The following is a 22,395-nucleotide window of genomic DNA, read 5'->3' as shown; positions in this document are numbered from 1 at the left end:
GGGTGGTACCTGCGCTGCCCGGTACCGGTCCCGGGTCGCGGGGCGCTGCGGGAGAGGCGTCGCGCCGTGCACGGGAGCGGCCGCACGAGTGGTGCGGCCGTGTGCCCGCGCCGGCTCGCGTACGCGCCACCGGTGGCGGTGCCGCAAGGGGCGGGCGCACGCGGGACGGTTCCCGAGCGCCGGGCCGCGTCTCGCGAGCGTGGCGCGCGTAGACGGCAAGTCGTCCAGCATGTCCCGATGAGGCACACAGGGGAGTGCGACACGCATCGTGCGCCTCCTGTGCGCCCTATGTCGCCGCGGAACCTTCCTTGGATAGGCTGTACGCAACCCCGCCGCCGCATATGCCGCGGTCGTTGCCGTCGCCGGCCCGTGGGTCTTCGCATCTTCACGTCATCATCACGCCGATCAGACCCGATCACACAGATCATCGAGATCAGCACCGATCAGAACCAAGGAGTGTCGTCGATCGATGGCCGGTCCCGCGTTCCGCGCCGCCGCCGTCCGAGTGCGCGTGCCCGCCACCAGCGCCAACCTCGGACCGGGCTTCGACGCCTTCGGCCTGTCGCTGGGCCTGTACGACGACGTCGTCGTCCGTGTCGCCGACACCGGGCTGCACATCGACATCGCCGGTGAGGGGGCCGAGACGCTGCCGCGCGACGAGAGTCATCTCCTCGTTCGCTCGCTGCGCACGGCCTTCGACCTGCTCGGCGGGCAGCCCCGCGGCCTCGAGGTCGTCTGCGCGAACCGCATCCCGCACGGGCGCGGGCTCGGGTCCTCGTCGGCCGCCATCTGCGCGGGCATCGTGGCCGCCCGCGCGGTGACGATAGGCGGCGACGCCAGGCTCGACGACGCCGCGCTGCTGGAGCTCGCCACCGAGATCGAGGGGCACCCCGACAACGTCGCCGCCTGCCTGCTCGGCGGTTTCACCCTCGCCTGGACCGATGGCGGCGCGGCCCGTGCGATCAGGATGGACCCATCCGAATCCATCGTTCCGGTGGTTTTCGTGCCGAGTAAGCCGGTGCTCACCGAGACCGCCCGCGGGCTGCTGCCGCGCACGGTCCCGCACGTGGACGCCGCCGTCAACGCGGGCCGGGCCGCGCTGCTCGTCGAGGCCCTCACCAGGCGCCCCGAGCTGCTGCTTCCCGCCACCGAGGACCGCCTCCACCAGGAGTACCGTGCTCCGGCGATGCCGCAGAGCGTCGACCTGGTGAACCGACTGCGCGCGGACGGCGTCCCCGCGGTCATCTCCGGTGCGGGCCCCACCGTGCTCGCGCTGGCCGAGGACGGTGCGGCCGACAAGGTCGCACGGCTGGCGGGCGAGGGCTGGGCGGCGAACAGGCTCGCCCTCGACGCCGCGGGAGCGAGCGTTCTCCCGCTCGCTTCGTAGCGACACGGGATTGCCGGTGACAGAGAGGGGGAATGTTTGTTGGAGCCGGTAGTGTTAACCTCAAGTACGCAGCCCACAATCTTGTGGCGCGGTGCTTCGTGTCCCTTTCCGGGACCACCATTCTTCCGGGAGCCTCCCCAACTGCCTGAGCAGCCTGCCTGAGCAGTTTCGAGCACGCTCCGGAACCGGCACGACACCCCTCGCTTCTCCCGAAGAGAGGGCCGAGCAGGGGGAACTCGGGCCGGACCTTGCACGTACATTCCTCCGCCGTACCCCGGCGGACCACCGCCCCGGCTCCGGTCCGCGATCAGAAAGATCGAAGACCGCGCCGGACAGCACAACCGGTCGCCGAGCCAGAAGGCCGACGTCCGCTCCAGGGAAGGACCCTTCGTGAGCGACACCACCGATCTGATGGGCGTGACTGCCGACAACAGTGTCGACACCGCCGCGCCCGCCGCAGGTGCTGCCACTGGCACCACCTCCCGGCGCCGCCGTTCCGGCACCGGCCTCGAGGGCATGGTCCTGGCCGAGCTCCAGCAGGTCGCTTCGGGCCTCGGGATCAGGGGCACCGCGCGGATGCGCAAGAGCCAGCTGATCGAGGTCATCAAGGAGGCGCAGGCCGCCGGAGGAGCCCCCGCCAAGGGCTCCGAGGCGAGCGGCGGCGCGGCCGAGACGAAGCCGAAGCGCCGAGCCGCCTCCAAGGCCCGTACGGGTGAGGGCGCCGCCGAGCCGAAGGCCGAGTCCCCCGCCGCCCAGCAGCAGATCGACATCCCCGGTCAGCCGGCCAGCGACGACGCCCCGGCGGGCGAGCGCCGCCGCCGCCGGGCCACCGCTCCCGCGGGCAGCCCGGAGGGCGACGCGGTCAAGGGCGAGGCGAAGGGCGACCTCAAGACCGAGGTCCGTTCCGAGACCAGGACCGAGGGGCAGCCGGAGGCCAAGGCCGAGGCGGCCACCGAGACCGCCGAGGGCCGTCGCGGCGACGGCCGGCGCGACCGCGGTGAGCGCGGCGACCGCCGTGACCGTCAGCGCGACCGCCGCGGCGGCAAGGGCGACGACCAGCAGGGCGGCGGCCAGCGCCAGCAGCAGGGCGGCCAGCAGCAGCGGCAGGGCGGCGGCCCGCAGGACGACTTCGACGACGAGCAGGGCGGCAGGCGCGGGCGCCGCGGCCGGTACCGCGACCGCCGTGGCCGTCGCGGCCGCGAGGAGTTCGGCGGCGAGCCGCAGCTCGCCGAGGACGATGTGCTGATCCCCGTCGCGGGCATCCTCGACATCCTGGACAACTACGCGTTCATCCGGACCTCCGGCTACCTGCCCGGCCCGAACGACGTGTACGTGTCCCTCGCCCAGGTCCGCAAGAACGGCCTGCGCAAGGGCGACCACGTCACCGGCGCGGTCCGGCAGCCCAAGGAGGGCGAGCGCCGCGAGAAGTTCAACGCGCTGGTCCGTCTGGACTCCGTCAACGGCATGGCGCCCGAATCCGGCCGCGGCCGCCCGGAGTTCAACAAGCTGACCCCGCTCTACCCGCAGGACCGGCTCCGTCTGGAGACCGACCCGGGCGTGCTGACCACGCGGATCATCGACCTCGTGTCGCCGATCGGCAAGGGTCAGCGCGGTCTGATCGTGGCCCCGCCGAAGACCGGCAAGACCATGATCATGCAGGCGATCGCCAACGCGATCACCCACAACAACCCCGAGTGCCACCTGATGGTCGTCCTCGTCGACGAACGTCCGGAGGAGGTCACCGACATGCAGCGGTCGGTCAAGGGCGAGGTCATCTCCTCGACCTTCGACCGCCCGGCGGAGGACCACACCACGGTCGCCGAACTGGCCATCGAGCGCGCCAAGCGTCTCGTCGAGCTGGGCCACGACGTGGTCGTCCTGCTGGACTCCATCACCCGGCTCGGCCGTGCGTACAACCTGGCGGCCCCGGCCTCCGGCCGCATCCTGTCCGGTGGTGTCGACTCGACCGCGCTCTACCCGCCGAAGCGCTTCTTCGGCGCCGCGCGCAACATCGAGGACGGCGGCTCGCTGACCATCCTGGCCACCGCGCTGGTCGACACCGGCTCGCGCATGGACGAGGTGATCTTCGAGGAGTTCAAGGGCACCGGCAACATGGAGCTCAAGCTCGACCGGAAGCTCGCCGACAAGCGCATCTTCCCCGCGGTGGACGTCGACGCGTCCGGCACCCGCAAGGAGGAGATCCTGCTCAGCGGCGAGGAGCTCGCCATCGTCTGGAAGCTGCGCCGGGTGCTGCACGCACTCGACCAGCAGCAGGCGATCGAGCTGCTGCTCGACAAGATGAAGCAGACGAAGTCGAACGCCGAGTTCCTGCTGCAGATCCAGAAGACGACGCCCGCGCCGGGCAACGGCGACTGACGTCGCCGCATAGGCAACCGGACCGCCCCGTCACCCCGAAGGTGACGGGGCGGTCTCGTTTCGCCGGAGCCCCACCGTCCACTGGTCAACCGTCAGTTGACACGCGTATCATCGGCGATTCCGGGTGGGGGGGAATCCACTGCGCGGCACCAGCCGGGGCCGGGGGGCCTCTTGAGGCGTGCTGCCCACAAACCAGTCGTGCCCCACCGAACCAGAGATTTCTCCGGTGGGGCGGTCGCGCTCTGCCGGGTCTACCCAAGGGGTAACCGAGTGCAGATACGCACCCGCGGTGGCCGGCACAAGCGCCGCATGAGACTCGCGGTGCCTGCTGTCGCCGTCATCGTCGCGCTGACCGGCGCCGGCATCGCGATCACCGGCTCCGGGTCGGCCGAGGCCGGTGAGACACCGCAGATCACCGCCGAGTCGCAGAAGCCCGCCCAGCCGTCGCAGGGCGAGCTGCGGGGACGCGTGATCGCGGCCATGAAGGCCGATGCGAAGAACGAGCGGTCCCTCATCAAGCAGCCCGACTCCGCCGCCGCCGAGGAGACCCGCAGCGCGCCGAGCGCCCGCATCATCGGTGGTTCCACGACCACCATCTCCACCGCGCCCTGGATGGCACAGCTCCACTTCTCCGACGCCGAGGGCAGCTACTTCTGCGGCGGCGTGGTGATCGCCCCGACCAAGGTCGCCACCGCGGCGCACTGCGTCAAGGGCATCAAGTGGTACCGGGACGGCGCGGTCGTCGTCGGCACCGACCAGATGCCGACCCAGAAGACCGACGGCTCCCTGGACCTCCACGGCGGCACCCTCCTCGGCGCCTACCGCCAGTGGCACCACCCGCAGTACAGCCCGTACACGATCGACAACGACGTGGCGGTGCTGACGCTGACCTCGCCGGTGCCGTCCACGGTCGGGACGCTGCCGCTCGCGCAGCCGACCGACTCCGCGCTGTACCAGGCCGGCCGCGACGGCAAGGTGTACGGCTGGGGCCGCACCAGCTCCACCAACCCCAACAGCTCCTCGCAGACGCTGAAGGTCGCCGACGCCGACATCGTCTCCGACGCCTCGTGCGCCGCCGCGTACCCCGACGGCTTCATCAAGGGCCACATGGTCTGCGCCGGCGCCGCGCCCACCGGCGAGGACGCCACCAGCGAGACCACCTGCAACGGCGACTCCGGCGGCCCGCTGGTCGTCGGCGGCAAGCTCGCCGGCATCGTCTCCTGGGGCGACGAGAACTGCTCGGCCGCCGGCAAGTACGGCGTGTACGCCAAGGCCACCACGTACTCCGCGCCGATCCAGTCGCGCGTCGACGACACCAACTGGAGCGGCGACGGCCACACCGCGGACCTGCTCGCCCGCCGTGCCTCGGACAACTCCCTGTTCAGCTGGCACTCCAAGGTGACGAGCCTCGCCCGCACCCACAACCTGGGCAACTTCAAGGGCGTCAGCCTGCTGGTCCAGACCGACCTGGACCGGGACGACAACCAGGACCTGCTGTACCGCGTCGGCAACGGCGACGTGTACTGGGACCACTACGTGCCCGGCCCCGGCGGCACCGAGGGCGACTGGGCGTCCAAGCTCGTGGCCAAGGGCTGGAGCAAGCACAAGCAGATCGTCGCCCCCGGCGACGTCACCGGCGACGAGCTGCCCGACATGCTCGCGGTCGACTCCGCCGGCACCATGCGCGTCTACCCCGGCAGGGGCAACGGCGGATTCGCCGCGCCGATCGCCGTCGGCTCGGGCTGGGGCACGTTCACGATGGTCCGCGGCCACGGCGACTTCACCGCCGACGGCAAGGCCGACGTCTTCGCACGCAAGAGCGACGGCAAGACCTACCTCTACAAGGGCACCGGTGTCGCCACCAAGCCCTGGGCGGCCCCCGTGCTGGTCGGCGCCTTCGGCGCCATGAACGCCATCGTCACCACCGGCGACGTCAACAGCGACGGCCACGCGGACGTCCTGACCCGCGACACCGCGGGCAAGCTCTGGCTCTACCCGGGCAAGGGCAACGGCGGCTTCAACGCCCGCGTGGCGATGGGCAGCGGCTGGCAGGCGTACAACCTGTTCGGCTGATCCCGCCAGGGGTGCGAACCCGAACAGATCCGGCGGAAGCCGCCGGGCGCGGTGGGACGTACACCACACGCCCCGGCGGCGGTCCACGGTGAAAGGGGCCCTCGGCCCCGGCCGGCCGGAGCGTCCTCGCAGGTCACCAAGGGCCTGTGCACACCGATTCCCTTCGGTGCGCACAGGCCCTTCTCCATGCGCTTCTCATGGACCTCTCAGGGCCCCGTGCAACCCTTCTTGCCCCTCGCCGGTCTCACAGGTGGAGTAACAAAGCTTGACAGGGTGGATGAAACCGTGGCTGAAGACCGTGGCCGGGGGTAACGGGACCTACGAGGACTGGGGGAGCCATGGCGGACCAGAGCAAGGGCCGAATACGCGGTACGGGCAGTCGCCGTAAGCAGCCCACCGCGCGACGCCGGGCCGCGACGCTCGCCGCGTGGTCCGCGGCCGGGCTCGTGCTCGTCGGGGGGTCGGGGCTCGGCTGGGTATACCTCAAGCTCGACGGCAACATCCAGGGCGTCGACATCAGCGGCCGGCTGGGCACCGACCGCCCGGACGACGTCGACAACGGCTCCATGGACATCCTCGTCCTCGGTTCCGACTCCCGCGCCGGAGCGAACGGCGAGTACGGCAGGGACGAGGGCGGCGCCCGCTCCGACACGGCGATGATCGTGCACATATACGAGGGCCACAAGAAGGCCGCCGTCGTGTCCGTGCCCCGCGACACCCTGATCGACCGGCCCCCCTGCACCGACAGCCGGGGCGACGGCGTTCCCGGCGAGCGCCGCGCCATGTTCAACACGGCGTACGAGGTCGGCGGCCCGGCCTGTGCGGTGAAGACCGTCGAGAAGATCTCCGGCATCCGCATGGACCACTATGTGGAGGTGGACTTCACCGGCTTCAAGAAGCTCGTGGACGAACTCGGCGGCGTGGACGTCACCACCACCGAGGCGATCAGGGACTCCAAGAGCCACCTCGACCTCGAACCCGGCACGCACACCCTCAGCGGGGAGCAGGCCCTCGGGCTGGTGCGCACCCGCAAGGCCGTCGGCACCGGCAGCGACCTCGGCCGGATCCAGCTGCAGCAGGCCTTCATCAAGGCGCTGATCCAGCAGGTCAAGGACATCGGCGTGTTCAGCAACCCGAAGAAGCTGTACGACCTCGCCGACACCGCCACCAAGGCGATCACTCCCGACTCCGAGCTCGACTCCGTCCAGGAGCTCATCGGCTTCGCCGACCGCCTCAAGGGCCTCGGCCCCGGCGACATCCAGATGATCACCATGCCGGTGGACTACGACAAGTGGGACCCCAACCGCGTCGCGCCCCTGGAGAAACAGGGTGAGCAGGTCTGGACCGCGCTGCGCAACGATCTGCCGATCCCCGCCTCAGCCACCGAGGGCACCGCGGACGGGCAGGCCGAGGGCATCGTGAAGTAGCGGACCGGACCCGCCCGGGGCGCGAGCCGCAGCCCGGCCCGGCCGTCCGCGACCGGGGTCCGCGACCGGGGTCCGCGGCAGACCGGTACCACGGCCCGAGCAGGCCCCGAGCAGGCCGGGAATACCCGGCGGCGACCCCCGGTTTTGGGAGATACGGCCGGTCCTGGCAGACTGGTACGTCGGCCCCGGTTCACGTCCGCGCATCCCGCGCGTGCGACCCGGCGCCCTCCCGAATCTAGGAGAAACCTTGAAGCGCGACATCCACCCCGAGTACGTCGAGACCCAGGTGAGCTGCACCTGTGGCGCGTCGTTCACGACCCGTAGCACGATCCAGGGCGGCAACATCCGCGCCGAGGTCTGCTCCGAGTGCCACCCGTTCTACACGGGCAAGCAGAAGATCCTCGACACCGGTGGCCGTGTGGCCCGCTTCGAGGCCCGCTTCGGCAAGGCTGCCGGCTCCGCCAAGAAGTAGCGAGCCACTGCGCCGGTCTTCGGCTGCCCCTGCGCGGGCGGCCGGGACCGGCGCTTTGCCGTCTCTCCCGCAGCCACCCAGCCGTACGAGAACCAGGAGCCTTCGATGTTCGAAGCGGTCGAGGAACTGGTCGGCGAGCACGCCGGCCTCGAGAAGCAGCTCGCCGACCCTTCGGTCCACGCCGACCAGGCGAACGCGCGCAAGCTCAACAAGCGGTACGCCGAACTGACCCCGATCGTCGGCACCTACCGCTCCTGGAAGCAGACCGGGGACGACATCGAGACGGCCCGCGAACTCGCCGCGGACGACCCGGACTTCGCCGCCGAGGTGAAGGAGCTGGAGAAGCAGCGCGAGGAGCTCACCGAGAAGCTGCGGCTGCTGCTGGTGCCCCGCGACCCCAGCGACGACAAGGACGTCATCCTGGAGATCAAGGCGGGCGCGGGCGGCGACGAGTCCGCGCTGTTCGCCGGCGACCTGCTGCGGATGTACCTCCGCTACGCCGAGCGCGTCGGCTGGAAGACCGAGATCATCGACGCCACCGAGTCCGAGCTCGGCGGCTACAAGGACGTCCAGGTCGCCGTGAAGCTCAAGGGCAACGCGACGCCGGAGCCCGGCCAGGGCGTCTGGGCGCGCCTGAAGTACGAGGGCGGGGTGCACCGGGTGCAGCGGGTCCCCGCGACCGAGTCCCAGGGCCGGATCCACACCTCCGCCGCCGGCGTCCTCGTGACCCCCGAGGCCGAGGAGATCGACGTGGAGATCAACCCCAACGATCTGCGCATCGACGTCTACCGCTCCTCCGGCCCCGGCGGCCAGTCCGTCAACACCACGGACTCCGCCGTGCGCATCACGCACATCCCGACCGGAGTCGTCGCCTCCTGCCAGAACGAGAAGAGCCAGCTCCAGAACAAGGAGCAGGCGATGCGTATCCTGCGCTCCAGGCTTCTCGCGGCGGCCCAGGAGGCGGCCGAGCAGGAGGCGGCGGACGCCCGCCGCAGCCAGGTCCGCACGGTCGACCGCTCCGAGAAGATCCGTACGTACAACTTCCCGGAAAACCGCATCTCGGACCACCGCGTGGGCTTCAAGGCGTACAACTTGGACCAGGTGCTCGACGGAGAACTGGACGCCGTGATCCAGGCCTGCCTCGACGCCGACTCCGCCGCGAAGCTCGCCGCGGCGTAAGCCGCGTAACCCCGAACAGCCCCGCCCAGCCCGGAGGACCAGCGTGCAGTCGCTCCCCGGGGGACGACCCCGGTACCCCCGCTCCTTGCTGCTTGCCGAGGTGGCCCAGGCCACCCAGCGGCTGGCCGACGCCGGCGTGCCCTCACCGCGCTTCGACGCGGAGGAGCTCGCCGCGTTCGTCCACGGCGTCAAGCGCGGCGAACTGCACCTGGTCAAGGACGCGGACTTCGACGCCCGCTACTGGGAGGCCGTCGCCCGCCGCGAGGCCCGCGAGCCGTTGCAGCACATCACCGGACGCGCCTTCTTCCGCTATCTGGAGCTCCAGGTGGGCCCCGGCGTCTTCGTGCCGCGGCCCGAGACCGAGTCGGTCGTCGGCTGGGCCATAGACGCGGTGCGCGCCATGGACGTCGTGGAGCCGCTCGTCGTCGACCTGTGCTCCGGCTCGGGCGCCATCGCGCTCGCCATCGCCCAGGAGGTGCCGCGCTCGCGCGTGCACGCCGTGGAACTGTCCGACGACGCGATCGGCTGGACGCGGAAGAACGCCGAGGGCTCCCGCGTCACCGTCCACCACGGTGACGCCCTCGCCGCCCTCCCCGAGCTCGACGGCCAGGTCGACCTCGTCATCTCCAACCCGCCGTACATCCCGCTCACCGAGTGGGAGTACGTGGCGCCCGAGGCGCGTGACCACGACCCCCAGATGGCCCTCTTCTCCGGTGAGGACGGCCTCGACACCATCCGCGGCATCGAGCGCACCGCGCACCGGCTGCTGCGCCCGGGCGGTCTGGTCGTCGTCGAGCACGCCGACACCCAGGGCGGCCAGGTGCCCTGGATCTTCAACGAGGAGGCGGGCTGGGCGGACGCGGCCGACCACCCCGACCTGAACAACCGACCGCGCTTCGCCACGGCCCGCAAGGCCCTGCCGTGAGGGAGACCGCACGAAGGTCACGGCAGGCCAGGGACCGCGTACGACCGGCCGTCGACGCCCGCCAGAGCGGCTCGGGGGTCCTCCCGGCCGGCGGCCGGGAGAAGAACCGTGTGACCGAAAACGAGGAGGCCCGCTGATGGCTCGGCGATACGACTGCAACGACGCGACGGACCGCACCACCGGCCTGCGCGAAGCCGCTTCGGCCGTCCGCCGCGGCGAGCTCGTCGTGCTGCCCACCGACACCGTCTACGGCATCGGCGCGGACGCCTTCAGCTCCGAGGCCGTCGTCGACCTGCTGGCGGCCAAGGGACGCGGCCGCAACATGCCCACCCCTGTCCTCATCGGCTCCCCGAACACGCTCCACGGCCTGGTCACCGACTTCTCCGAGCAGGCGTGGGAGCTCGTCGACGCGTTCTGGCCCGGTGCGCTGACGCTCGTCGCCCGGCACCAGCCGTCGCTCCAGTGGGACCTCGGGGACACCCGCGGCACCGTCGCCATCCGGATGCCGCTTCACCCCGTCGCCATCGAACTGCTCACCGAGGTCGGCCCCATGGCCGTGTCGTCCGCGAACCTGACGGGACATCCGGCACCCGAGACCTGCGACGCCGCGCAGGACATGCTCGGCGACTCGGTCTCCGTCTACCTCGACGGCGGCGCGACCCCCGGCAACGTGCCGTCCTCGATCGTCGACGTCACCGGCAAGGTTCCGGTCCTGCTGCGCGCGGGCGCCCTGGAGGCGGACGAGCTCCGCAAGGTCGTACCCGACCTCGAGGTGGCACCGTGACCGGAGCGAACAGCCGGGGGCCGGCACAGTGACCGTCCCTGAGGGGCGTGGCATAGAAGGTACGGCCGCCGTCGGCGGCACATTCCGGATCCTCCACGTCAGCACCGGCAACGTCTGCCGCTCGCCGATCACCGAGCGGCTGACGCGGCATGCCCTGAGCCACCGGCTGGGCGACCCCCTCGCCGGAGGGCTGCTCGTGGAGAGCGCGGGCACCTGGGGCCACGAGGGTGCGCCGATGGAGGCGAACGCTGCGACGGTCCTCACCGACTTCGGCGCGGACCCCAGCGGCTTCACGGGGCGCGAGCTGCTCGACGAGCACGTCATCCGGGCGGACCTGGTGCTCACCGCCACTCGCGACCACCGCGCGCAGGTCATCTCCATGGGCCACTCCGCGGGTCTGCGCACGTTCACGCTGAAGGAGTTCACCCGGCTCGTCCGGGCGATAGACCCGGCGACCCTGCCGGACCCCGACCACGACGGTGTCGTCGAGCGGGCCCGGGCCCTCGTGCGGGCGGCCGCGGCACTGCGCGGCTGGCTGCTGGCGCCGAGCGCGGAGGCGGACGAGGTCTACGACCCGTACGGGGGGCCCATCACCTTCTTCCGCTCCATCGGCGACGAGATCCACCAGGCTCTCGACCCCGTGCTGACGGCGTTGACGGGCGTATCGGCCCGCCGCTGAGGACCACGGCGGGGCGGGGGCCGCCGCCACGGGCTCGTCGCACCGGCCGACGGGCTCGTCGCACTCCCCGCGGCGTCGTCGCACCGCCTCACGGAGGTCGGCCGGGCCCGGAGCGTTTCGGACGGCGGCTGCCGCTCACGCCTCCGGCCCGTCCCGGCGCCCCGTCCCCGCGCTCACCCGGCCCGGACGGACATCACGACCCCCCCGGCGCGGTGGCCCGGTCGGCGTACTCACCCGGCCCGGACGGACATCACGACCCCCCGGCGCGGTGGCCCGGTCGGCGTACGGGGCGGTCCGGAACGCCGCACGTCCCCACCGCAGGGTGGTGGCCGGTCACCGGACAGGCGGGCGCGGACCGGTGAACGGTGACGAGGGCCGTACGGCCGAACGGGGCGGATCCAGGCCGCCGGACACCGGGCGGCCGTGCCCGACCGGGCCTACATTGGAGGGGCCGTACACCCCACGTGAGGCCGGGAGACCACGATGCCGGTCAGTACCCCCGCACCCGCCCGCACCCCTGCCACGCCCGCCGACCTCGACGTCCTGCGCCGCCAGGACCCCGAGATCGCCGAGGTCGTGCTCGGCGAGACGGCCCGGCAGGCCGACAGCCTCCAGCTGATCGCCGCGGAGAACTTCACCTCCCCCGCGGTCCTCGCGGCGCTGGGCTCCCCGCTCGCCAACAAGTACGCCGAGGGCTATCCAGGGGCGCGCCACCACGGCGGCTGCGAGCTCGTCGACGCCGCCGAGCGGATCGCCGTCGACCGCGCCACCGCCCTCTTCGGCGCCGACCACGCCAATGTGCAGCCCCACTCCGGCTCCTCGGCCGTCCTCGCGGCGTACGCGGCGCTGCTGCGGCCGGGGGACACCGTCCTCGCGATGGGCCTGGCCTTCGGCGGGCACCTCACACACGGCTCACCGGCCAACTTCTCGGGCCGCTGGTTCACGTTCGTGCCCTACGGCGTCGACGCCGAGTCGGGGCTGCTCGACCACGAGCACATCCTCAGGCTCGCCCGCGAACACCGGCCGAAGGCGATCGTCTGCGGCTCGATCTCGTACCCCCGGCACCCCGACTACGCCGCGTTCCGGGAGATCGCCGACGAGGTGGGTGCGTACCTCATCGCCGACGCGGCGCATCCGATGGGTCTGATCGCCGGGGGAGCGGCCCCCAGCCCGGTCCCGTACGCGGACGTCGTGTGCGCCACGACGCACAAGGTGCTGCGCGGTCCGCGCGGCGGGATGATCCTCTGCGGCAGCCATCTGGCGGAGCGGATCGACCGGGCGGTGTTCCCCTTCACACAGGGCGGTGCCCAGATGCACACGATCGCCGCCAAGGCCGTGGCCTTCGGCGAGGCGGCCACCCCTGGGTTCGCCGGCTACGCCCACCACGTCGTCGCCAACGCCAGGGTCCTGGCGGAAGGGCTGGAGGCGGAGGGCTTCGCGATCACCACCGGCGGCACGGACACCCATCTGATCACCGCGGACCCGGCGCCGCTGGGCCTGGACGGCCGCACGGCACGCGGGCGGCTCGCCGCCGCCGGGATGGTGCTCGACACCTGTGCGCTGCCGTACGGCGACGGCCGCGGCATCCGACTCGGCACCGCGGCCGTCACCACGCAGGGCATGGGCGAGGCCGAGATGGCGAGGATCGCCGTGCTCTTCACCACGGCGCTGCGCGCGGAAGGCGAGGAGATCCACCGCGTTCGCGAAGAAGTGCGGGAACTGGTCGGGAGATTTCCGCCGTATTGAGGACAGACGGGAAGGCCCTGCAACCGTCCGGCCCGCTCGTATGTCCTCAAGCATGTGGCCAACAAAGCTAGTGTGTGGGGCTGAGATGGCCAGCGATTCCTCTGGGGCAGCCCGTGCGTGATTACCTGCTGACGCTCTGCGTCACGGCTGCGGTGACCTACCTTCTGACCGGACCGGTGCGGAAGTTCGCCATCGCGACCGGAGCGATGCCGGAGATCCGGGCCCGCGACGTCCACCGCGAACCGACGCCGCGGCTCGGCGGCATCGCCATGTTCTTCGGCCTCTGCGCCGGCCTCCTCGTCGCCGACCACCTGAGCAATCTCAACAGCGTGTTCGAACTGTCCAACGAACCGCGCGCCCTGCTCTCCGGCGCCGCGCTGATCTGGCTGATCGGGGTGCTGGACGACAAGTTCGAGATCGACGCCCTGATCAAGCTCGGCGGTCAGATGATCGCTGCGGGCGTGATGGTGATGCAGGGTCTGACGATCCTGTGGCTGCCGATCCCGGGCGTCGGGACGGTCTCCCTCACCCAGTGGCAGGGCACGCTGCTCACGGTCGCGTTGGTCGTCATCACGATCAACGCGGTGAACTTCGTGGACGGCCTGGACGGCCTGGCCGCGGGCATGGTCTGCATCGCGTCGGCGGCGTTCTTCCTCTACGCCTACCGGATGTGGTTCGGTTACGGGATCGAGGCCGCGGCTCCGGCGACCCTCTTCGCCTCCGTCCTGATGGGCATGTGCCTGGGCTTCCTGCCGCACAACATGCATCCGGCGCGGATCTTCATGGGCGACTCGGGGTCGATGCTGATCGGCCTGGTGCTGGCGGCGTCCGCGATCTCGGTGACCGGCCAGGTGGACCCGGACGCGCTGAAGCTGTTCGAGGGCGGTACCCGCCAGGCCACCCACGCCGCCCTGCCGGTCTTCATCCCGCTGCTGCTGCCGCTCACGATCATCGCGATCCCCGTGGCGGACCTGCTGCTGGCGATCGTCCGCCGGACCTGGAAGGGCAAGTCGCCGTTCGCCGCCGACCGCGGGCATCTCCACCACCGGCTGCTGGAGATCGGGCACTCGCACAGCCGCGCGGTGCTGATCATGTACTTCTGGTCGGCTCTGATCGCCTTCGGCGTGGTCCTGTACTCGGTGCACAGCGCCTCGATGTGGATCGTCTTCGCGATCGTGGTGCTGAGCTTCGTCGGCCTGGTGCTCCTGCTGCTGCCGCGCTTCACCCCGCGGGCGCCGCGCTGGGCGGAGTCCTTCGTCCCGCCGCGCTACCGCCGCCGCCCGCGCCCCGTGGTGCCGGCGCCGCCCACGGCACCGGGTGTCCCGGCCGCTACGGCACCGGACCCCACCGATCCCGCCGACGCGGCGGCCGTGGGTCCCGACGAGCGGCGTATCCCGGTGCCTGCGGGCATCAACGGGGCGACGGCGATCGGGGCGCGCTCGCGGTTCACGGCGGCGAGGAAGTAGCCGTCAACAGACGTGTGGTGCGATCGACCACACAATGTGACGAACGGAGTGCGCCCGATGGCGGATCGGACGGCTCTTCCTTGCGGCTGCGGGGCCCAAGGTTCGTGCGCCCCACGTGCCCCAGGGTGCCGATAGTCAGGCACATCAAGGCCATTACCAGACAAAGTGGTCTACCGTCATGCACACACGCGCGGCCTCACTCTCATGTGTGAGAGTTGGCACACCGGCGGGTAAAGACCTATTCAAATAGTTTGTGATACGGTTCACGAGAACCGGAGACAGAGCCGGGAGGCCGCAGTGCGACGGTCTCCTCGGTGCCCGAGACCCACCTCGGACCGGATCTACGCTCGTCCTTGACGACACCAGTGCCCCCACCACCCCGCGGAGCCGCCGCCATGCCGTCCAACGACGTCCGGACTCTCCTGCAGACCGTCGTGCCCACCGCTGCCGTCGGCGTGATCGCCGCGATCGTCAGCGGTGTGCTCGCCGGCGGCAAGGGGGCCCTCGGCGCGGTCGTCGGCACCTTGGTGGTCATCGTCTTCATGGGAATCGGGATCGTCGTCCTGCAGAGGACGGCGAAGCACCTCCCGCAGCTGTTCCAGGCGATGGGACTGATGCTCTACACGACCCAGTTGCTCGTGTTGTTCATCTTCGTCGCCGCCTTCAAGGACACCACGCTGTTCAACCCCAGGACGTTCGCGGCCTCCATCGTCGCGTCGACGCTCGTCTGGGTGGCCGCACAGGCCCGTGCCCATATGAAGGCCAAGATCCTCTACGTCGAACCGGAGCCGTCTGATCCCCGCAAGGGCGAAAAGACGGGGCCGTCGACGTGACGGGTAGGGCCGGGATAAGTGCGCGTTCGAGAAACTGCTATCGTCCGGTGCCAACTGCGGCACTGCGGGCGCGGGCATCTGAGCTGACGCCTGCTCGATCGCGAGGCCTCGATGCCTGACCGCCGCCCCCACATCCGAAACACCAGTCCGGTGCCGACTCGCGGCTGCGCGCCGCGCCGACACAACGAGGTTGCCGAACCCATGCGTCACGCCGAAGGAGCCCGCGGTGAGTGCTGAACAGACCACGCTCGCCTTTGACTGGAGCTGCCGCATCATGGCCGACAACGGCTGTGGCTTTCCGGCACCGGGCCTGCACTCCTTCCTCTTCCAGCCGATCTTCACCGTCGGTGGCTACGGCTTCAACAAGGTGATGCTGCTCGCGCTGCTCACCACGCTCGTCGTCGTCAGCTTCTTCTGGGTGGCCTTCGGCAAGGCCAAGGTGGTCCCGGGCAAGCTGCAGATGATCGGCGAGGCCGGCTACGACTTCGTGCGCCGCGGGATCGTCTACGAGACCCTCGGGAAGCGGGAGGGCGAGAAGTACGTCCCGCTGATGGTCTCGATCTTCTTCTTCGTGTGGATCATGAACATCTGGTCCGTGATCCCGCTGGCCCAGTTCCCGGTGTCGTCGATCATCGCGTACCCGATCGTCCTCGCGGTGCTCGTCTACGTGATCTGGGTGTCGCTGACCTTCAAACGCCACGGCTTTGTCGGCGGCTGGAAGAACATCACCGGTTACGACCCGTCGCTCGGCCCCATCAAGTGGCTGGTCTCGTTCATCGAGCTGTTCTCGAACCTGCTGGTCCGCCCGTTCACCCACGCGGTCCGGCTCTTCGCGAACATGTTCGCCGGTCACCTGATGCTGGTGATGTTCACCGTCGCCTCCTGGTACCTGCTGAACAGCTACATGATCCCGGCCGCCGGCGTCTCCTTCGCGATGACGATGGCCATGATCGTCTTCGAGCTCTTCGTCCAGGCCGTCCAGGCGTACGTCTTCGTCCTGCTGGCCTGCTCCTACATTCAGGGCGCTCTCGCCGAGCACCACTGAGTCGTACCTCGCCCGCACCACCCCCGAACGTCCGGTGGCCAACCCCCACCGGTCCGTGAATGAAAAGGAAGAATCAGCATGGCTGCCACTGAGACCCTCGCCGCTGTCACCGGTTCGCTCGGCTCCATCGGCTACGGCCTCGCCGCCATCGGCCCCGGCATCGGCGTCGGCATCGTCTTCGGTAACGGCACCCAGGCTCTGGCCCGTCAGCCCGAGGCTGCCGGCCTGATCCGTGCCAACCAGATCCTCGGCTTCGCCTTCTGTGAGGCGCTCGCCCTCATCGGCATCGTTATGCCGTTCGTGTTCGGTCGCTAATTCACAGCTACCTGACACTTCTCGACGAAAGGCATTGATGTGATCGCCAACCTCGTTCAGCTGGCGGCCGGGGAGGAGCAGAGCCCGCTCCTTCCCCCGGGCCCCGAGCTGCTCGTCGGCACGATCGCCTTCGCCATCGTCTTCTTCTTCCTCGCCAAGAAGCTCCTCCCGAACATCAACAGGGTTCTGGAAGAGCGCCGCGAGGCCATCGAAGGCGGCATGGAGAAGGCCGAGGCGGCCCAGGTCGAGGCCCAGAGCGTGCTCGAGCAGTACCGCGCTCAGCTCGCCGAGGCCCGTCACGAGGCCGCGCGTCTGCGCCAGGAGGCCACGGAGCAGGGCGCCGCGATCATCGCCGAGATGCGCGCGGAAGGCCAGCGGCAGCGCGAGGAGATCGTCGCCGCCGGTCACGCCCAGATCGAGGCCGACCGCAAGGCCGCGGCGTCCGCGCTGCGCCAGGACGTGGGCAAGCTCGCCACCGACCTGGCCGGCAAGCTGGTCGGTGAGTCCCTCGAGGACCACGCCCGCCAGAGCCGCGTCATCGACCGCTTCCTCGACGAGCTCGAGGAGAAGGCCGAGGCTGCCCGATGAACGGAGCGAGCCGCGAGGCACTGGCCGCCGCACGCGAGCGTCTCGACGCGCTGACCGACAGCACGTCGGTCGACGCGGCGAAGCTCGCCGAGGAGCTGGTCGCCGTTACCGCGCTGCTCGACCGCGAGGTGTCGCTGCGTCGGGTCCTGACCGACCCGGCGCAGCCCGGTGAGGGCAAGGTCGAGCTGGCCGCGCGACTGCTGAGCGGTCAGGTGGGCGGCGAGGCCGTCGACCTGGTCTCCGGCATGGTCCGTTCCCGCTGGTCGCAGTCCCGCGACCTGGTGGACGCGCTCGAGGAGCTGGCGGCCACCGCCGAGCTCACGGCCGCGCAGAAGGCCGGCGCCCTGGACGACGTGGAGGACGAGCTGTTCCGGTTCGGCCGAATCGTCTCCTCCAACCCGGAGCTGCGCGCCGCGCTGACCGACCGGACCGCCACTGCGGCCGCCAAGTCCCAGCTGGTCCGCAGCCTCCTCGGCGGCAAGGCCAACGCCGGCACCGAGCGGCTCGTGGCCCGTCTCGTCACGGCACCGCGTGGACGTAGCCTGGAAGCGGGACTCGAGTCCCTCTCCAAGCTCGCCGCCGAGCGCCGGAACCGGACGGTCGCCGTGGTCACCTCCGCGGTACCGCTGTCCGACCGGCAGAAGCAGCGCCTCGGAGCCGTACTGGCGAACGTGTACGGCCGCGAGATGCACCTGAACCTGGACGTGGACCCCGAGGTCCTCGGCGGGATCTCGGTGCGGGTCGGCGACGAGCTGATCGACGGGACGGTCCTGGACCGCATCGCCGAGGCGCAGCGCCGTCTCGCGGGCTGACCGGCCACCAAGAAAAACAAGAATTGCTAGGCGGCCCGGTTGGGCCGCAGAGGATTCCTGGGGGTCCCGCGGCGCAAGCCGTCACGGATACAGCCCCAGACCCCCAAAGAAACTTCGGGCCCAACAAGGAGAGCAGGGAACCCAGATGGCGGAGCTCACGATCCGGCCGGAGGAGATCCGGGACGCGCTGGAGAACTTTGTCCAGTCGTACAAGCCGGACGCGGCCTCGCGCGAGGAGGTCGGTACGGTCAGCCTTGCCGGCGACGGCATCGCGAAGGTCGAGGGTCTTCCCTCGACGATGGCCAACGAACTGCTGAAGTTCGAGGACGGCACCCTCGGCCTCGCCCTCAACCTCGAGGACCGCGAGATCGGTGCCATCGTCCTCGGTGAGTTCAGCGGCATCGAGGAGGGCCAGCCGGTCCAGCGCACCGGCGAGGTCCTGTCCGTCGCCGTCGGCGAGGGATACCTCGGCCGCGTTGTCGACCCGCTCGGCAACCCGATCGACGGCCTCGGCGAGATCGAGACCTCGGGCCGCCGCGCCCTTGAGCTGCAGGCCCCGACGGTCATGCAGCGCAAGTCGGTCCACGAGCCCATGGAGACGGGCTACAAGGCCGTCGACGCGATGACCCCGGTCGGCCGCGGCCAGCGTCAGCTGATCATCGGCGACCGCCAGACCGGCAAGACCGCGCTGGCCGTCGACACGATCATCAACCAGCGCGACAACTGGCGCTCCGGCGACCCGAAGAAGCAGGTCCGCTGCATCTACGTCGCCGTCGGCCAGAAGGGCTCCACCATCGCGTCCGTGCGCGGCGCGCTGGAGGAGGCCGGTGCCCTCGAGTACACGACGATCGTCGCCGCCCCGGCGTCCGACCCGGCCGGCTTCAAGTACCTGGCGCCGTACACCGGTTCGGCCATCGGCCAGCACTGGATGTACGAGGGCAAGCACGTCCTCATCGTCTTCGACGACCTGTCGAAGCAGGCCGACGCCTACCGCGCCGTGTCGCTGCTGCTGCGCCGCCCGCCGGGCCGTGAGGCCTACCCGGGTGACGTCTTCTACCTGCACTCGCGTCTGCTGGAGCGCTGCGCCAAGCTGTCCGACGAGATGGGCGCCGGCTCGATGACCGGTCTGCCGATCGTCGAGACCAAGGCCAACGACGTCTCGGCGTTCATCCCGACCAACGTCATCTCCATCACCGACGGCCAGTGCTTCCTGGAGTCCGACCTGTTCAACGCCGGTCAGCGCCCGGCCCTGAACGTCGGTATCTCGGTCTCCCGCGTCGGTGGCTCCGCCCAGCACAAGGCCATGAAGCAGGTCTCCGGCCGACTCCGTGTCGACCTGGCCCAGTACCGCGAGCTGGAGGCGTTCGCCGCCTTCGGTTCCGACCTGGACGCCGCTTCGAAGTCCGCCCTGGAGCGCGGTAAGCGCATGGTCGAGCTGCTGAAGCAGCCGCAGTACGCCCCGTACCCGACGGAGAACCAGGTCGTCTCCATCTGGGCCGGCACCACCGGCAAGATGGACGACGTCCCGGTCGAGGACATCCGCCGCTTCGAGTCCGAGCTGCTCGAGTTCCTGCACCGCGAGCACAAGACGCTGATGACCTCCATCCGCGAGGGCGGCAAGATGTCCGACGACCTGCTGGAGAAGCTGGCCGAGGCGATCGCCGACTTCAAGAAGCAGTTCGAGACCTCCGACGGCAAGCTGCTCGGCGAGGACGCGGCGACCGTCAACGTCTCGAAGTGACGACGGAAGGGACCTGACTCATGGGAGCCCAGCTCCGGGTCTACAAGCGTCGTATCAAGTCGGTCACCGCGACGAAGAAGATCACCAAGGCGATGGAGATGATCTCCGCCTCGCGCATCGTCAAGGCGCAGCGCAAGGTGGCGGCCTCCACGCCGTACGCGACCGAGCTGACCCGCGCGGTCACGGCGGTGGCGACCGGCTCGAACACGAAGCACCCGCTGACCACGGAGGCGGAGTCCCCGGCCCGTGCCGCTGTCCTGCTCCTCACGAGCGACCGCGGTCTGGCCGGCGGCTACTCCTCGAACGCGATCAAGACGGCCGCCCGGCTGACCGAGCGGCTCCGCGGCGAGGGCAAGGAGGTCGACACCTACGTCGTCGGCCGCAAGGGCGTGGCCTACTACGGCTTCCGTGAGATGAAGATCGCGGACTCGTGGACGGGCTTCACCGACAATCCCTCGTACGCCAACGCCAAGGACATCGCGGCGCCGCTGATCGAGGCGATCGAGAAGGAGACGGCCGAGGGCGGCGTGGACGAGCTCCACATCGTCTTCACCGAGTTCGTCTCGATGCTGACGCAGACGCCGATCGACGGTCGGCTGCTGCCGCTCAGCCTCGACGAGGCGAAGGCGGAGGCCGGGGGCGGCGGGAAGGACGAACTGCTTCCGCTGTTCGACTTCGAGCCGTCGGCGGAGGACGTCCTCGACGCACTGCTTCCGCGGTACGTCGAGAGCCGGATCTACAACGCCCTGCTGCAGGCCGCGGCTTCCGAGCACGCGTCCCGCCGCAAGGCGATGAAGTCGGCGACCGACAACGCGGGTGATCTGATCAACACGTACACCCGACTTGCCAACGCGGCCCGCCAGGCCGACATCACCCAGGAAATCAGCGAGATCGTCGGTGGCGCGAGCGCCCTGGCCGACGCGACCGCGGGGAGTGACTACTAATGACCACCACTGTTGAGCCGACCGCTCCTGCTGGCGTGGCCACTGGCCGCGTCGCGCGGGTCATCGGCCCGGTCGTCGACGTGGAGTTCCCCGTCGACGCGATGCCGGAGATCTACAACGCGCTGAACGTCGAGGTGCCGGACCCGGCGAACCCGGGTACCACCAAGACCCTGACGCTCGAGGTCGCGCAGCACCTCGGCGAGGGCGTCGTCCGCACCATCTCGATGCAGCCCACCGACGGTCTGGTCCGCCAGGCCCCGGTGTCCGACACGGGCAAGGGCATCACCGTCCCGGTCGGCGACTTCACCAAGGGCAAGGTGTTCAACACCCTCGGTGAGGTGCTGAACGAGCCGGAGGCGAACGGCCAGGAGTCCGAGCGCTGGGAGATCCACCGCAAGGCCCCGAAGTTCGAGGACCTCGAGTCGAAGACCGAGATGTTCGAGACCGGCCTGAAGGTCGTCGACCTTCTCACCCCGTACGTCAAGGGTGGAAAGATCGGTCTGTTCGGTGGTGCCGGTGTCGGCAAGACCGTCCTCATCCAGGAAATGATCATGCGTGTGGCGAAGCTGCACGAGGGTGTTTCCGTGTTCGCCGGCGTCGGTGAGCGCACCCGTGAGGGCAACGACCTCATCGCCGAGATGGAAGAGTCCGGTGTTCTGGACAAGACCGCGCTGGTCTTCGGCCAGATGGACGAGCCCCCGGGCACCCGTCTGCGCGTCGCCCTGGCCGGTCTGACCATGGCGGAGTACTTCCGCGATGTGCAGAAGCAGGACGTGCTGTTCTTCATCGACAACATCTTCCGCTTCACCCAGGCGGGTTCCGAGGTGTCCACCCTGCTCGGCCGTATGCCGTCCGCGGTGGGTTACCAGCCGAACCTGGCGGACGAGATGGGCCTCCTCCAGGAGCGCATCACCTCGACCCGAGGTCACTCGATCACCTCGATGCAGGCGATCTACGTCCCCGCGGACGACCTGACCGACCCGGCGCCGGCGACCACCTTCGCCCACCTCGACGCGACGACGGTTCTCTCCCGTCCGATCTCCGAGAAGGGCATCTACCCCGCGGTGGACCCGCTGGACTCCACGTCCCGCATCCTGGACCCGCGTTACATCTCGCAGGACCACTACACGACCGCCATGCGCGTCAAGGGGATCCTGCAGAAGTACAAGGACCTCCAGGACATCATCGCGATCCTCGGCATCGACGAGCTGGGCGAGGAGGACAAGCTGGTCGTCCACCGTGCCCGTCGTGTCGAGCGCTTCCTGTCCCAGAACACCCACGCGGCGAAGCAGTTCACCGGTGTGGACGGTTCGGACGTTCCGCTGGACGAGTCGATCGCCGCGTTCAACGCGATCTGCGACGGCGACTTCGACCACTTCCCGGAGCAGGCCTTCTTCATGTGCGGTGGTCTCGAGGACCTCAAGAAGAACGCCAAGGAGCTCGGCGTCTCCTGAGTCCCGTGACTCGTGACGGGGGGCGGGGTCCGTCCCGCCCCCCTTCTCACGCCCTCCCGGGGTCCTGAATCAGCCGCCCGTGCGGCGGGCCCCGGACGGCCCCGGGCGTTTCGGCGCCCGGGCCCCTATTAGACTTATGACCCAACACC

At 70.1% G+C, this 22,395-nt stretch carries 19 protein-coding genes; all 19 read left to right on the top strand.

Features of this window, described 5'->3' with window-relative positions; genetic code table 11:
* The first annotated feature begins 469 nt into the window (after window positions 1-469).
* The 19 genes from thrB (at window position 470) to atpD (ending at window position 22,246) form a co-directional block, all read left to right on the top strand.
* Window positions 470-1,387 (top strand): homoserine kinase, encoded by a 918-nt coding sequence (gene thrB / locus O7595_RS09940; protein WP_269728348.1) that lies wholly within the window; start codon window positions 470-472, stop codon window positions 1,385-1,387.
* A gap of 390 nt (window positions 1,388-1,777) precedes the next feature.
* A complete protein-coding gene (gene rho / locus O7595_RS09935) occupies window positions 1,778-3,763 on the top strand; it encodes a transcription termination factor Rho (RefSeq protein WP_269728347.1) in 1,986 nt (661 codons plus the stop codon).
* Window positions 3,764-4,072: 309 nt separating this feature from the next.
* Window positions 4,073-5,836 (top strand): trypsin-like serine protease, encoded by a 1,764-nt coding sequence (locus O7595_RS09930; RefSeq protein ID WP_269728346.1) that lies wholly within the window; start codon window positions 4,073-4,075, stop codon window positions 5,834-5,836.
* Window positions 5,837-6,174: 338 nt separating this feature from the next.
* Complete coding sequence (locus O7595_RS09925) at window positions 6,175-7,263, top strand: LCP family protein (protein ID WP_269728345.1); 1,089 nt, start codon at window positions 6,175-6,177, stop codon at window positions 7,261-7,263.
* A 247-nt stretch (window positions 7,264-7,510) separates the two neighbouring features.
* On the top strand, window positions 7,511-7,735 hold the full coding sequence (gene rpmE, locus O7595_RS09920) for a 50S ribosomal protein L31 (RefSeq protein ID WP_093662507.1): 225 nt from the start codon (window positions 7,511-7,513) through the stop codon (window positions 7,733-7,735).
* 105 nt (window positions 7,736-7,840) lie between these two features.
* Window positions 7,841-8,914, top strand: coding sequence for a peptide chain release factor 1 (gene prfA, locus O7595_RS09915; RefSeq protein WP_269728344.1), 1,074 nt, complete (start codon window positions 7,841-7,843; stop codon window positions 8,912-8,914).
* A gap of 43 nt (window positions 8,915-8,957) precedes the next feature.
* Window positions 8,958-9,839 (top strand): peptide chain release factor N(5)-glutamine methyltransferase, encoded by an 882-nt coding sequence (gene prmC, locus O7595_RS09910; RefSeq protein ID WP_269728343.1) that lies wholly within the window; start codon window positions 8,958-8,960, stop codon window positions 9,837-9,839.
* Between the two features lie 136 nt (window positions 9,840-9,975).
* The gene (locus O7595_RS09905; RefSeq protein WP_269728342.1) at window positions 9,976-10,623 is read left to right on the top strand and encodes an L-threonylcarbamoyladenylate synthase; all 648 of its coding nucleotides are present in this window, start codon (window positions 9,976-9,978) and stop codon (window positions 10,621-10,623) included.
* 28 nt (window positions 10,624-10,651) lie between these two features.
* Window positions 10,652-11,302, top strand: a complete 651-nt coding sequence (locus tag O7595_RS09900; protein ID WP_269728341.1) for an arsenate reductase/protein-tyrosine-phosphatase family protein — start codon at window positions 10,652-10,654, stop codon at window positions 11,300-11,302.
* A 483-nt stretch (window positions 11,303-11,785) separates the two neighbouring features.
* Entirely contained in the window at window positions 11,786-13,048 is a 1,263-nt protein-coding gene (gene glyA / locus O7595_RS09895; protein ID WP_269728340.1) for a serine hydroxymethyltransferase, read from the top strand.
* A gap of 113 nt (window positions 13,049-13,161) precedes the next feature.
* Complete coding sequence (locus O7595_RS09890; protein ID WP_269728339.1) at window positions 13,162-14,514, top strand: MraY family glycosyltransferase; 1,353 nt, start codon at window positions 13,162-13,164, stop codon at window positions 14,512-14,514.
* Window positions 14,515-14,909: 395 nt separating this feature from the next.
* The gene (locus O7595_RS09885) at window positions 14,910-15,347 is read left to right on the top strand and encodes a hypothetical protein (RefSeq protein WP_138053102.1); all 438 of its coding nucleotides are present in this window, start codon (window positions 14,910-14,912) and stop codon (window positions 15,345-15,347) included.
* Window positions 15,348-15,621: 274 nt separating this feature from the next.
* Window positions 15,622-16,392, top strand: coding sequence for a F0F1 ATP synthase subunit A (gene atpB, locus O7595_RS09880; RefSeq protein ID WP_269732440.1), 771 nt, complete (start codon window positions 15,622-15,624; stop codon window positions 16,390-16,392).
* A 78-nt stretch (window positions 16,393-16,470) separates the two neighbouring features.
* Window positions 16,471-16,707 carry an ATP synthase F0 subunit C gene (gene atpE, locus O7595_RS09875; RefSeq protein ID WP_017949948.1) on the top strand — a complete coding sequence of 79 codons (237 nt, stop codon included), beginning with the start codon at window positions 16,471-16,473 and terminating at the stop codon, window positions 16,705-16,707.
* Between the two features lie 39 nt (window positions 16,708-16,746).
* Entirely contained in the window at window positions 16,747-17,295 is a 549-nt protein-coding gene (locus tag O7595_RS09870; RefSeq protein WP_017949947.1) for a F0F1 ATP synthase subunit B, read from the top strand.
* Window positions 17,292-18,107 carry a F0F1 ATP synthase subunit delta gene (locus tag O7595_RS09865; RefSeq protein WP_269728338.1) on the top strand — a complete coding sequence of 272 codons (816 nt, stop codon included), beginning with the start codon at window positions 17,292-17,294 and terminating at the stop codon, window positions 18,105-18,107. The genes O7595_RS09870 and O7595_RS09865 overlap by 4 nt, the downstream gene beginning before the upstream one ends.
* A gap of 145 nt (window positions 18,108-18,252) precedes the next feature.
* Window positions 18,253-19,848, top strand: a complete 1,596-nt coding sequence (gene atpA / locus O7595_RS09860) for a F0F1 ATP synthase subunit alpha (RefSeq protein ID WP_269728337.1) — start codon at window positions 18,253-18,255, stop codon at window positions 19,846-19,848.
* Between the two features lie 20 nt (window positions 19,849-19,868).
* Window positions 19,869-20,792 carry a F0F1 ATP synthase subunit gamma gene (locus O7595_RS09855; protein ID WP_269728336.1) on the top strand — a complete coding sequence of 308 codons (924 nt, stop codon included), beginning with the start codon at window positions 19,869-19,871 and terminating at the stop codon, window positions 20,790-20,792.
* Window positions 20,792-22,246 (top strand): F0F1 ATP synthase subunit beta, encoded by a 1,455-nt coding sequence (gene atpD / locus O7595_RS09850; RefSeq protein ID WP_269728335.1) that lies wholly within the window; start codon window positions 20,792-20,794, stop codon window positions 22,244-22,246. The genes O7595_RS09855 and atpD overlap by 1 nt, the downstream gene beginning before the upstream one ends.
* Window positions 22,247-22,395: the final 149 nt, after the last annotated feature.

Origin of the sequence: Streptomyces sp. WMMC940 (genome assembly GCF_027460265.1) — a bacterium.
Lineage (GTDB): Bacteria > Actinomycetota > Actinomycetes > Streptomycetales > Streptomycetaceae > Streptomyces.
Note: the sequence above shows the minus strand (reverse complement) of the source record. Positions and strands in the feature narration are given on the sequence as shown.